Source organism: Staphylococcus massiliensis CCUG 55927, from assembly GCF_000298075.1.
GTDB lineage: Bacteria > Bacillota > Bacilli > Staphylococcales > Staphylococcaceae > Staphylococcus > Staphylococcus massiliensis.
Genome location: NZ_JH815594.1, coordinates 73,048 through 86,264 on the forward strand (window position 1 = coordinate 73,048; position 13,217 = coordinate 86,264).

The 13,217-nt window shown below is 36.8% G+C and carries 12 protein-coding genes and 1 pseudogene; 6 read left to right on the top strand and 7 right to left on the bottom strand.

Annotated elements, in window-relative coordinates:
* The first annotated feature begins 59 nt into the window (after positions 1-59).
* Positions 60-854 carry a formate dehydrogenase accessory sulfurtransferase FdhD gene (gene fdhD, locus A33S_RS0109065; RefSeq protein WP_009382838.1) on the top strand — a complete coding sequence of 265 codons (795 nt, stop codon included), beginning with the start codon at positions 60-62 and terminating at the stop codon, positions 852-854.
* A gap of 81 nt (positions 855-935) precedes the next feature.
* Here fdhD and A33S_RS0109070 read toward each other — a convergent pair whose 3' ends face one another.
* The 4 genes from A33S_RS0109070 to A33S_RS0109085 form a co-directional block, all read right to left on the bottom strand.
* On the bottom strand, positions 936-1,691 hold the full coding sequence (locus A33S_RS0109070) for a GNAT family N-acetyltransferase (protein ID WP_017176760.1): 756 nt from the start codon (positions 1,689-1,691) through the stop codon (positions 936-938).
* Positions 1,692-1,706: 15 nt separating this feature from the next.
* Entirely contained in the window at positions 1,707-2,261 is a 555-nt protein-coding gene (locus A33S_RS0109075; protein WP_009382840.1) for a biotin transporter BioY, read from the bottom strand.
* A 1,717-nt stretch (positions 2,262-3,978) separates the two neighbouring features.
* The gene (locus A33S_RS0109080; protein ID WP_009382841.1) at positions 3,979-4,353 is read right to left on the bottom strand and encodes a YbaN family protein; all 375 of its coding nucleotides are present in this window, start codon (positions 4,351-4,353) and stop codon (positions 3,979-3,981) included.
* Positions 4,354-4,474: 121 nt separating this feature from the next.
* Entirely contained in the window at positions 4,475-5,620 is a 1,146-nt protein-coding gene (locus A33S_RS0109085) for an acyl-CoA dehydrogenase family protein (protein ID WP_009382843.1), read from the bottom strand.
* Between the two features lie 148 nt (positions 5,621-5,768).
* On the opposite strand from A33S_RS0109085, the gene A33S_RS0109090 reads away from it, so the two are divergent.
* From A33S_RS0109090 to A33S_RS0109105, 4 genes are read left to right on the top strand one after another with little or no spacing between them, the layout of a single operon-like run.
* A complete protein-coding gene (locus A33S_RS0109090; protein ID WP_009382844.1) occupies positions 5,769-6,506 on the top strand; it encodes an amino acid ABC transporter ATP-binding protein in 738 nt (245 codons plus the stop codon).
* Positions 6,507-6,516: 10 nt separating this feature from the next.
* On the top strand, positions 6,517-7,362 hold the full coding sequence (locus tag A33S_RS0109095; protein WP_009382845.1) for a transporter substrate-binding domain-containing protein: 846 nt from the start codon (positions 6,517-6,519) through the stop codon (positions 7,360-7,362).
* Positions 7,359-8,042 carry an amino acid ABC transporter permease gene (locus tag A33S_RS0109100; protein ID WP_009382846.1) on the top strand — a complete coding sequence of 228 codons (684 nt, stop codon included), beginning with the start codon at positions 7,359-7,361 and terminating at the stop codon, positions 8,040-8,042. The genes A33S_RS0109095 and A33S_RS0109100 overlap by 4 nt, the downstream gene beginning before the upstream one ends.
* Before the next feature lie 10 nt (positions 8,043-8,052).
* Positions 8,053-8,745, top strand: a complete 693-nt coding sequence (locus A33S_RS0109105; protein WP_009382847.1) for an amino acid ABC transporter permease — start codon at positions 8,053-8,055, stop codon at positions 8,743-8,745.
* A gap of 216 nt (positions 8,746-8,961) precedes the next feature.
* Here the strand turns inward: A33S_RS0109105 and A33S_RS0109110 are convergent, their stop codons facing one another.
* The 3 genes from A33S_RS0109110 to A33S_RS0109120 form a co-directional block, all read right to left on the bottom strand.
* Complete coding sequence (locus A33S_RS0109110; RefSeq protein WP_009382849.1) at positions 8,962-9,318, bottom strand: transcriptional regulator, SarA/Rot family; 357 nt, start codon at positions 9,316-9,318, stop codon at positions 8,962-8,964.
* Positions 9,319-9,709: 391 nt separating this feature from the next.
* Complete coding sequence (locus tag A33S_RS0109115; protein WP_009382851.1) at positions 9,710-10,438, bottom strand: transcriptional regulator, SarA/Rot family; 729 nt, start codon at positions 10,436-10,438, stop codon at positions 9,710-9,712.
* Between the two features lie 16 nt (positions 10,439-10,454).
* Positions 10,455-12,461, bottom strand: a complete 2,007-nt coding sequence (locus A33S_RS0109120) for an AraC family transcriptional regulator (protein WP_009382853.1) — start codon at positions 12,459-12,461, stop codon at positions 10,455-10,457.
* A gap of 657 nt (positions 12,462-13,118) precedes the next feature.
* On the opposite strand from A33S_RS0109120, the pseudogene A33S_RS12295 reads away from it, so the two are divergent.
* Positions 13,119-13,217 (top strand): annotated as a pseudogene (locus A33S_RS12295) (CHAP domain-containing protein); the annotation flags it as partial.

The following is a 13,217-nucleotide window of genomic DNA, read 5'->3' on the forward strand; positions in this document are numbered from 1 at the left end:
TCATTCAAAGATTTAAAGGTATAATATAAATATAAGTTACTTTGAAAGGGTTAGTTGCGATGGATAAAGATTTAAAAACAAATCAACCAATCATTCGTTATAAAAATGGTTCACTGATCGAAACCAATGATTATTACGTAACAGAATTCCCGCTAACAATTGTGGTGAATAAAGAAGAATTCGCAACCGTGTTATGTAGTCCTAATCATTTACGTGAGCTTATAATCGGTTTCCTAGCATCAGAAGGTGTTATTCATCGTCAAAAAGATATCAAAGAAATCCAAATCGATGATAGCAAGGGCTTTGGACGTGTGACACTTAATATTGATATCGACCATTTAAAAAAGCAATCTACGAAACGTATGATTGCATCTTGTTGTGGTAAAAGTCGTGAGTTTTACTTTCAAACGGATATGAACATAGCGAAGACGTCTCAAGCACAATTTACTGTAGCGCCTGAAAAGATTATAGAAATGATGCAACAACTTCAAGACCAAAGTAAGATTTACCAGGCTACAGGTGGCCTTCATAATGCAGCGATTAGTGATGGTGCAGACTTCTTCATACATCGTTCTGATATCGGCCGTCATAACGCTTTAGATAAATTATTTGGTTATTGTATTGAGGCACGTATTCCTGTTAGAGATAAGCTGTTATTATTTAGCGGGCGTATTTCTTCTGAAATTTTAATTAAAGCAGCCAAAATTGGCGTAGGTATGATTCTATCGAAATCCGCACCTACTAACTTAGCTATTAAGCTAGCTCAAGATTTAAACATTACCGCAATTGGTTTCATTCGTGATGATCATTTTAATATTTACAGTCATCCCGAACGCATACAAACGAAATCGTAAGATAAATAAAATAACGTACGGTGGCTTTACGAGAGCCATCGTACGTTTTTTAAATTAAGAAATTGTGGTGAATAGCTTCGCTTAATCATATTCCTTAACGATTTGATATTGAAAGCCTTGATATACATAACCTTGTTGTATGTACATATCTTTAGCGGTATCTTCACCGTCAGCTACGAGTATGATCGGTCTTTCTTGAGCTAGCTCTCCAACAAATTGTTGCATCGTTCGACCGATACCTCGGTTGCGATACGCCTCAATGACACCGAACCCATCTATTTCAACTACTTCATCTGAAATAATGACATTCATAATGCCTACTGGGTTACCTTCATAATACGCAAGTAAACATGTTTCAGGCTGTGTATCAAAGCCATCAATCAGATTTTGTCGCGCTTCTTCCATAAAGCTTTGACCGTAAGGCGCTGAGAACGTATCAAATATTTCGAGATACGCATCTAAATTTTCGCGGTCAACAATCGCGACAGAGACTTGCGGTAGCTTTTCAAAGAGAGAAAGCTCAGAAGCTTCAATGGCATATAATTCGAGTACACCGACCTCAAAGCCAAGTTGATGGAGTTTAGCTTGCAGCGCTTGAGATGGCGCGATGTTCTCTGGAAACATCATGCAGACATGGTGCGCGCCATAAGATATATGCATCTCACGTTGGTCACGTATATCAGCTTGTAATTGCTTGAAATCTGGCATCACATGATAAATCCATTTATTGGTATCGAATGATGCCGGAAACTCGCGATTACGATGAATGGTATAACGGTCGTTATGGATGTGTTCTAAACTATTAATGTTGATGTGCGACATGTGAATACCATCCATCTTAATCACCCCTTCTTAGTCACGCGCCATAAGTTTTTGAAACTGTGGATTCTTATGTAAAGCGACACCGATAATGGTTGCTACGATTGCTTTCACAATATCACCAGGTAAGAACGATAAGCAAGCTAAAACCGTTTTATCGACAGGTAGGTTCGTCACAATGCCCATCACGATACATCCGACAATATCTAGTAATAATACACCGAACGTTAATGTGATGATAAAGACGCGTTTGAAGTCAACTTTCTTAATGACCTTTTCTCTAAAGTAACCTATTAGAAAAGCCACAATCGGATACATTATGATGAAGCCTGCACTTGGGCCGAATAAAATACCAATTGACCCTCGGCCGCCTGGTAGTAGAGGTACGCCGACGATTACAAGTAATAGGAAAATTAGCACGCTTAATGGTCCGAGTGCCATGCCTAAGATGATACCGGCTAAGTAAATACCGATATTTTGTAAGACGATGGGTACTGGCACAAATGGTAGCGGAATCGGAGGAACGAGTCCTAATACAGCGATAATTGCTGCCATTAGCGCTACGTACACTAAATGTTTTGTCTTCATAAATCTTGCCTCCTAAAAAATCATGAAATGATTATATCATAGTTGTTAACCAAAATACATATTTAGTTTACATTTAGTTGAGGTACGCTTGGTTGGTGATCGGGTTTGAGTAATAGGTGGTTGTTCGGTTAGGATGTATTGTTGAAAAGGTACAGCGAGAGATACATGATGAGGCAGTATCGCGTCGGTTTCGATTGCTCATTCCGACGTTATTAGGCTTTTGCGTCGGTTTTGATCGCGCATTCCGACGCTATTCGGCTCTTGCGTCGGTTTCGGTTACTCATTCCGACGCTATTCGAGATTTGCGTCGGTTTCGATTGCGCATTCCGATGTTATTCTGCTTTTGCGTCGGTTTCGATTACTCATTCCGACGTTATTCGGCTTTTGCATCGGTTTCGGTTACTCATTCCGACGCTATTTGAGTTTTGCGTCGGTTTCGATCGCCTATTCCGACGCTATTCGGCTTTAGCATCGGTTTCGATCGCGCATTCCGACGCTATTCGTGTTTTGCGTCGGTTTCGATCGCCCATTCCGACGCTATTTGAGCTTAGCGTCGGTTTCGGTTATTTATTCCGACGCTATTTGCTAAGCAAAATGCTATTTATTAAAATTTAAACTTAAACACTTACAGATTGAATGTATTTTTTACTTCTTACCAACTTGTGGTATCTTAACCAGTTGGCAACGGTTCGCTTAGCGACTTGTGGTACCGCCACTAGTTGGTAACGGCTCGCTTAGCAACTTGTTGCACCTTCACTAGTTGGCAACGGCTCCCTTAGCGACTTGTGACATCTCCACTAGTTGGCAATAGCCCCCTTAGCGACTTGTGACATCTCCACTAGTTGGCAATAGCTCGCTTAGCAACTTGTCGCATCTCCACTAGTTGGTAACTCCGCTTTTAACAACTTGTCGCATCTTCACTAGTTGGCAACGGTTAACTTAGCGACTTGTGACTCCTTCACTAGTTGGTAACGGCCCTCTTAGCAACTTGTCGCATCTCCACTAGTTGGTAACGGCTCGCTTAGCAACTTGTGGTATCCACACTAGTTGGTAAGATTGATTAACATTAATTCATACTGTAACTATTATATCCAAGTGATATGCCCACTTGGCTCTTATTGCTATTTAACAGCCATGTTGACCAACCACTTGGCTCTTATTCCCAATTAGCAGCCATGTCGCGACTCCACTTGGATCTTATTCCCATTTAACAGCCATGCCGACCTACTACTTGGCTCTTACACTCAATTAGCAGCCATGTCGCGACTCCACTTGGCTCTTATTCCCAATTAGCAGCCATGTCGACCAACCACTTGGCTCTTATCCCTGATTTATAGCCATGTCGCGACTTCACTTGGCTCTTACACTCAATTAATAGCCATGTCACGACTCCACTTGGCTCTTATTCTTGATTTACAGCCATGTCGACCAACCACTTGGCTCTTACACTCAATTAACAGCCATGTCGCGACTCCACTTGGCTCTTACCCCAATCTACTAAAGCCACTAATATAAAAACGTACAGAATTGACGATATAACATGTACAATTCCCTCAACCACTTATCCAAATCTTGCTTCAAAACCAAGTACCCATTAACCACCCATAAATCATCCAGCATCCACCGTATACCCTCACCACAATTCCGCATAAAAAAATACACCTAACGGCACGTGACCAAAACGTGAGCTAAGTGTAATTCTTTATTATGAAAGCTTTTAATGTCCTTCATCTGGCGGTAACGTTTTAACAAATCTAAATAAGACATAGGTTTGGAGTGTTACCATAATGAGCAAACCGATACGCATCCAAAACATATCTAACATGTATAATGAAAAACCTACTACGATATATAAACTGATTAACAGTTGAATCTTACGCTTCATGGTATATCCCCGTTTTTCTTTAAGATCAAGGACATAAGCTTTATATACTTTTGTTGCGACGAGCCAGTCGTGGAAACGCTTAGAGCTTTTCGCAAAACAGAGCACGGCAACAAGTAGAAATGGCGTCGTCGGAAGCAAAGGTAGGACCGCACCTAAGAATCCTAACGCCACAAATATGCAACCTAATATAACTAATACAACCCGCATGTAAACCTCCTTCGGGCGCAATTACGTAAATCGTACCCATAACGCATTACATGATTTATATCTATTTTACAATGCCCTAAATTAAGTTTACAAGCCTAGCATATTATAATTTGCATATAAATTAGGATAATACTGATTTTGCGATATTTGTATAAGCCATATCTTCCATAGGTGGATTGTGTAAACCAGCTCTAATATCGCGGTAATAACGCTGTAAAGGTCGTTCCATTTCGAGGCTTTTCGCACCAACAATACGCATCGCCATATCGACAACATCAATACCGTTGTTCATCACGACAACTTTACTTGCCGCTGTCTCGTTACGAATATCATCATCAGGACCTAAATATTGATACGCTTCAGCCGTACTGTATAAGAAATGACGCGCGCTCATCAACTTCGTCTCCATCACGCCAATATTCTGTTGAACGGTTGGAATATCCCCAATAACACCTTCAATACTATTAGGCGAATACGTCTTCGCAAAGTCCACGGCATAGTCTCTCGCTGCTTGCGCAATACCTAAATAACTAGATGGAATGTGAAGTAACCAGCCATACTGACCTTTAGGCCCGTCACCTTTAACTTCAACAAAGTAACGCTCAGGCACTTTCACATCTTCTAAAATTAAATCATGACTTTCAGTAGCACGCATGCCAACCATGTTCCAATTATCCGCAATCGAAACGCCTTCAAAGTCTTTAGGCACCATAAAGAATCCAACTGTATTTAGTGCCTCAACATACGCACCTACAATAAAGTGCGTTAAGCGTTTACTCATAGACGTAAACGTTTTAACACCATTTAACATATAGCCATCATCCGTTTTGACAGCATGCGTACCCGGTTTACCACCGCGAGTAGGACTTCCAGTTTCCGCTTCACTCACTGCACGGTTCATTAACGCACCTTGCTTCGTTAACTCTGCTACCTCATCTAATAGGTTTGGATCCCAGTGTCTCTTCTCGAAAAGCTCTCCAATTAAACCAACGTGCCAACCGATTGATAAAGCTGTCGCACCATCGATAGACCCTAAATAATCTTGTAATACCACAAGATCCATGACCGTAGCACCTTCACCGCCGTAAGCTTTAGGTAACGTCATTTTCGTATAACCTTCTTTGATTAACCAATCGATATTTTCATACGGAAAACGCGCATTAATATCATTGTCATGCGCCCTTTGTTCGAAAGTTTCACGAATACCTTCAAACTTTTCAATCCACTTTTTTTGAATATCTGATTGAATTAAAGCAGACTTTTTCATTATATATCACTCCACGATTCTTATTATCCTTAGTGTATAACTCGACATTGAATTTTTCAAGGCTTTAAAACAAATTAATTCCGACTTTACTTATATGAATTAATGTGATAACTTCTTTTTAATCACTATTTTCAAAGGAGTCTCGCGCATGATACACGTTAGGGAATTAAATTCACATTATGACAACAACCATATACTTAAAGATGTTTCATTTGACGTGCCTAAAGGTACGGTCACAACGATTATTGGCCCTAGTGGCTCTGGTAAGACCTCACTACTCAGAACATTAAACGCTTTAAAACTGCCAAGTAGTGGTGAAATTGAAATTAATAACTTTGTCTTCAACGCTTCCAGCAAAATAACTAAAAAAGACGTTACGCAATTACGTGATCATTCTTCAATGGTCTTCCAAAATTACAACCTATTTAAAAATAAAACCGTACTCGAAAACGTTACAGAAGGCTTGATATACGGTCAAAACATGGAGAAACAACAAGCCATCGATACGGCACTACCTCACCTTGAACAAGTTGGTTTAATTGCGCATAAAGATAAATATCCCGCTCAACTATCAGGTGGTCAAAGTCAACGTGTCGGTATCGTACGTGCACTTGCTTTACATAAAAAGATTCTACTCTTAGACGAACCTACCTCATCACTTGATGTGGAATCTATTAAAAGTATTTTAGAACTGATCAAATCAATCGCAAAACAAGGTATCACGATGGTTCTAGTGACCCATGAAATTCAATTTGCGAAACAAATATCAGACCAAATTTTATTTATTGACGATGGTCAAATTATTGAACGCGGTACCCCACAAGCAGTACTTGAAGAAAGCCAGTCACCGCGCGTGAAAAAATTCTTAAATCAAATCAATGAATAGGAGGGTCCCTATGAAACGCATTGTATTGCTATTGATATTCGCCGTCATACTCTCTGGTTGCGGCGCCAACTCAACTCAAAAAGCGACAAAAGATAACCCTAGAACAATCAAAGTTGCTTTATCAGCAGAAGTCAATCCGCCCTACTTTTACACAGATGAACATAACCAATACAAAGGGCTAGATATGGAATACATGAAGATGCTCGAGGAGAAGCTACCTCAATATCGCTTTAAATATGAATTAGGTGAAGAAGAATCGAACTTAGTCGGATTAGGTTCTAAGAAATATGACATGGCGATTAACTGGTTCTTTAAAACAAAGGAACGTGAACAAAAATTCTTATACCAAGATGTCCCTTATAGTTACGCGTTACCAATGCTTGCCGTTCATGAATCAAACCAAGATATTCATCAGCTAAGTGACCTTCATGACAAACGTCTAACGCCTATGTCACCAAGTGGTGGTTTATATTCCATCTTAATGTCGCATAACGCAACACACGATAAGAAGATTAAAATTGATACTTTACAATCACCATCTAACGGCAATAATCTTCAGATGATTGAAGATAAAAGACGAGATGCCATGCTCATCAACTGGAATACGTATAGCGCCGTCCAAAAAGCGATACATACCAAAACTAAAATTGGTGGCATCGTTAAAAAAGAACCGCTTCATATCGTCTATCACAAAGATGAGCAACGTTTACACGATGATATCGATCAAGCAACGAAAGAGCTTCATCAAGAAGGTAAGCTACAAAAGCTATCTCAAAAATACATGAACATAGACGTATTTGAAGATATTGAGACATTGAACGCGAAAAAAGATAAATTGGAGGAGAAAGCACAATGACATTTTTAGAATGGATTGATTTATTCAAACAAATTTTAAGACAACTTCCAATCACACTATTCATATTCGCGTTCGCGCTTGTCTTTTCAATTTTATTCGGGTTCGTACTCGCTTATATACGCATTCAAAACATTAAAGGTCTGTCATTCATCGTAAGAATTTTCCAGTCATTCATTCGAAGCACACCACTCATCTTGCAATTATTCTTAGTTTACTTTGCATTACCACAAGTGTTGCTTCTAATCGGCATCAACATCAATCACTTAGACCGCTTTTGGTTTATCGTGCTCGCATTCTCACTTCATACAAGTGCATACATCGCTGAAATCATGCGCGCCGCATACTTATCCGTAGATTACGGTCAAATTGAAGCGGCGAAAACAGTCGGCATGAAACCTAAGGACATCTTATTACGAATACTGTTGCCACAGGCTTTTAAAAATAGCGTACCGAATATGACGACTCAAACCATAGAATTATTCAAAGATACATCAATCGCATTCACAATCGGTATTATCGACATGATGGGTCAAGTGAACCTTATTATCGGCAACAACTACGGTCTTGGCATGTTAGAAGTTTACGTCGCGATTTCAATCATTTATTGGATCATATGTATCCTCATCCAAGCGACACTTACCGCCATCGATAAAAAATTAGAAATATCAAAAACAAGTTGAGGTGAAATAAATGTCATTCTGGATTCATAGTTTTATAGAAGTCTTTAAAGGATTACCATACACATTACTTATCACATGCGGTGCATTCTTATTAAGCATCATACTCGGCACGATGACCGCTTTATTTCAAATCAAGCGTATCCCTGTCCTACACCAGCTCACGACGGTCTATAACTCTTTCATGAGAAGTACACCTTTAATTGTGCAATTATTCGTGTTCTATTATGGGACGCCAGCTTTCATCATGTGGTTAAACCAAGTCTTCAAGACATCCCTAAATCCAGACAGCGTGCACCCTTTAACTATCGCATTTATCGCATTCTCACTGCACGCAACCGCTTATCTATCCGAAACCATCAAGAGTGGGTTCTACGCAGTGGATGATGCGCAAGTTGAAGCGGGTCTCACAGTCGGACTTAGCCAGCGCGATTTATATCGTCGCATTATCATTCCACAAGCCTTCATGTACGCGTTACCAAACATCGAGAACCAATTCATCATGTTATTAAAGGGAACGTCATTAGCATTCGCCATCCAAATTCCAGAAATCATTGCGAATAGTCATTTAGTCGCGAATGAGGGCTATCGTTTCATCGAAGTTTATAGTATTGCCGCCCTGTTATATTGGGCAATTGCCATCATCATTGAAGCAATATTTAAGAAAGTCGCCCTAACGAAAGGTCGTTTCTTATACGCAAACTAATTTTATTTTTCCCCTCTTTGAAAAGCCCTTCCCTGAATCAGTCTTTAATTTGAAAAAAGCCCAACCCACGAATACTAAAATTCGAGGGTTGGGCTTCTTTACTACGACATTCGCCGTTACGTCTAACATATAACCTACAGGATAGTGAAACAGTACTGAAGAAATACCTAAATTTGAGTGCTAAGACTACTTAAGTAGCGATTAAAGTTTCAAGCCTTACTCAAATACTAAATAAGATTCGATTTGATCAATAATCTTTTTAATCTTTTCACGTTGTGTTTTAGAGATTTCAATAATAACTGTACGCTCATCTTTTAAGTTACGTTTCTTTGATACTAAATTCATATCTTTCAGCTTTTGAAGTGCTTTAGTGATGTAATATGGTTTTAGATTCGCAGCTTTCGTAATTTCTTTCATGTCGTATTTCTTTTTCTCACCATAATATACATATTCTAAAATAAATACTTCTTCATATGTAAGTTGATGTTCCTTCTTAATGGTAGAAAAGATTTGTTTACACGTGTAGCTCAATTGTACTAAATGGGAAATATCATTTACTTTATATGGTTTCACATATATCACTCCTATTGAAATTTCTCCAAGTATTTCATTGAGTTATATATGTCTATCTCTAACTATTAATCACTTGGATATATTTAAAAGTTATTTTTATTTTATAATGCCCCCTTTAATAATTCAATAATTACTTTAATATTTTATTGAATAGCCCACAAATGTTAAAGTCATAATTCACAAAAAGTCTACCAATATGTAATTTATAAACCTTGTAATAGTAAGGAATTTGAAAGGTTGAACGTAATTAATAATTTTGTTTGCAGATTTAGTTACAATTGAAATTTCTTTTCGAAGTAAATACAAAAAAGCAGGTTATTCCGAATAAATAGATACCACATACTGGATTGTCTATAAATTCGATAACCTGCTCATTGTCATTTTCTTCCAATTAAACAACGTGTGAACACATTTCTTTTTCTAAAATAGATGTAAAGATATCACGTAATAAAGGTGCTGCTTCTTCACGAATCGTAAGTTGAACGACGCGTTCGTCTACTGGCGAACGCCCTTTTACAATGATGTCTTTCGTAACAAGTCGTTTCACAATTTTATTGACCTTTACGGTATTACTCTCAAGCTGAATTTTTAACGATTTCACACTCATCGTTAAATCTTCATTCGTCAAAAGCATCGATAAAATAATCATTTCATCTAACGTATATAATTTACGCGCCACACTTTCTTGAATACGCTTCATTCGATTAACGCAATCAAAGTAATAACGAATAGCACCATACGTACTCGTTAACGAAGGATGTTCTTCAAAGACGTGTAATAACATATGTTGATTGATTTCATTTAGAAATTGATGGATACGCTTTTGTTGAGATGCATTCAAATTAATTACGATTTGACGTTCATCTTTATAATAACGCTTCTTATCAAACCAACCATTAGATTGTAAATACGTTAATAGTTGTGTCATTTGCGCGTCATTCCAACCCTCTTGTCTACGGAGTGGTCGAATTTTGATATCTTCATTAACCTCATAATCTGATAAATACGTTAAAATTTTAAGGTGATTAATCGTCATATCGTGTACATCTTTAAGTACACCTTTAATAATCATCGTTTGTTTTGCTATTTTTACGAAATGCTGAATGGACGTTTGCTCCATATTGGCCACCTTTCTTCTATTGAATCGATTTAAATTTATAATGCTGTATCGATTGATGATCAAAATCAATGCTTTTAATCTCATTTTCAATCTGTGTCTGGAAATGGTACTGCTTGGCTATATCAATCATCGTACGGTCATTGTCGTAAACCGACTCTTTGACTAAGTCAGCCGTCTCTTTTGAAAAGTTAATTGTCATTACATTACAATCTACCTTCCGAAATTTCTCAGAGAATTGGATGATATATTTCATCGATTGATATAAATGTGAAAGCTTCGGAATAATAACAAGCTGTAGTTCTTGCTTATAAGCTGTAATAATATAGTTGTCATGAACGGATAAGATATGCCCTCTTAACTTATGCAACATAAAAATAAGATGCACAAAAAGCGGTAAACTTTCTAAAGTGATTTCTCGTTCACGCGTTACATATCGGTTTTGTTTTTCTCTTTCAATCTCCTTTAATGGAATGGTAAAACCATGAATTTCTGAATAGAAACTCATCAATAATTGAAGTTGTTGTAATTCATCTTCAAAACGTACGATAGGTAAGGCATTCGTATTGAAGATATCTAAAAGAATAACTTGTGAATTCGGTATAAATGAATGAATTTGATAAAACTGTTGTAGATCAACGCAAATATGTTCACAATACGACAAGACGTTAATAAGTGTTTGTTTATCTAATAAATCTGATGAAGTCGTTTGGTAAATAAAAGGAACGTGGTGAAAGTACGCTTCAGCAACTTCTCGGTAACATTTGAGTGCTTGCACTGAAGAATTTGTAAATAAGAAATGAATGTCTAAAGTTTGATATTCATATAAACATTCATATAAACAATCAAAAAATGAGTTCACCATTTTACGATTAAAAACCATATCGTCTGTACTGTTTATTCGTATGACAGGTTGAATTTGCAACTCATTAAAAATATGCATTTGCGATTTCATCCAATATAATTGCTCTTTTGTCGTTTCATAATGATTAAACGTTTCAAACCAATTATCAATAATTATAAAAAGATTAAGCGCGTGCTTTTTTAAATTAATTAACAGGGATTGAACCGACGAATAATTTAAAGATTCGATTTTAAAATCATTAATGAAAAACTTAGGATGCCGCAAAATCTCTCCACGATCAACCGTCTTTATATTGTGAATCAGAGGCTTTGTGGCTGAAACATGATGCCCTGAATTCATCAATAACTGATTAAATTGTTCATCGAATGGAACTAACTCACCGTTATTTACATCCATATCTAAATTCATGATGCCTAATCGAAATTGATTAGGTGTATTTCCATAGGTGCTTTTAAAGTCAGATATAAACTTTGAACTATTTGTGTAACCATGTTCGTAAGCAATGTCGGTTAACTTTTTCTTAGTAGTTAAGACATCATATAAACAGTGTTGTAACCGAACATCTCTGAGAAATTGTGGGAAATTCATTCCGAGCGTATCTTTGATCACTTTTCTAATATGCTGCTCCGTCATCAAAAGTGCCTTTGAAAGCATCGATTGCGTGACCTTTTCACTGTGATGTTGATCAATATAGTTTCGAATTGTATGATATTCCTTATCTTTCTTTAAATCATGTTGTTCAGTGTGAACCAAAGAGATTTCAAATAATATCTTCCAAATAATGCGTTTACAAGTCTCATCATGGGTGTAGGAAATTTGATTTTGATTATCGAACAACTCTTTGAAAAGCGACATGATAGCTTGTTTCAATGTATCATTATCGATTTCTTCAGAGTATATCGTTGTCAGGTTGTATGATAGCTTCTCAATACTTTGAAAAGGAATCTTAAGTACGCACACTACACTATCCGCTTGAAAATCAAGCAAGAATACATCGTGTGGTACGACAACAAAGAATTGATTACGCTTAACATGATAAATATGCTGATTAATTCGGACTGTACCCTTCCCGTGAACGACAAACAACATTGTTATACCAGTTTCTTTCATATAACGTGTTTGTAATGAACGGTAAGCCTTTAAATCGTACATATCTAACATCTTGATACATCTCCTGTTCTCGAAACTTAAAACACCCAAGTAAATTCAATTATCAATGAGCTTAATAAGATTATATAAATATATTTTCTTATTTGATACTCTTTTTTCGTAAAATTATAACATATTTTGTATGAGAATGAATAAAAGTTTTTATTAATTTCGGTGAAAATAACAAAATTCCTAAAATTAATGGGAATTAATATGTTAATTGTGTAAATTTCGACATATTCTAATTAGTCGTTATACATAAAATTAATAAAAGCATTCTTTAGCTTTATAGGGTTAATATAGGAAAAATTTGACGGGAATTTTGTTATTTTATACTTTATTAATTTTCTGTAAAATTACAGAAATATTATCGACCTTGTAACCTTTTAGAAATAAATCAAGCGCAATTCCCTTAACCACAACATTATTCGGCCTTTTGACAATTTTTAGTTTTGTTACAAGAAATCCTTTTCTATTAGAAGTAAATTACAAAACATTAACAACTCACACAAGCTAAATATTTTTTGCTAAAGTATTAATCGTTGCGAAAACAAAGCAAAACAAAAATACAAATTGGAAAATAAAAACTTGTCATTGGGACTTTATTATTTTACTTGTCATATGGACTAATAAATTACTTATATAATTACATTTAGGAGGACTTTTAAAATGAACAAAATCGCTACAGCTACAATCGCTACAGCAGGTATCGCTACTTTCGGAATGATGCAAAACGAGGCAGACGCTGCAGAATACAATAACGGAGGA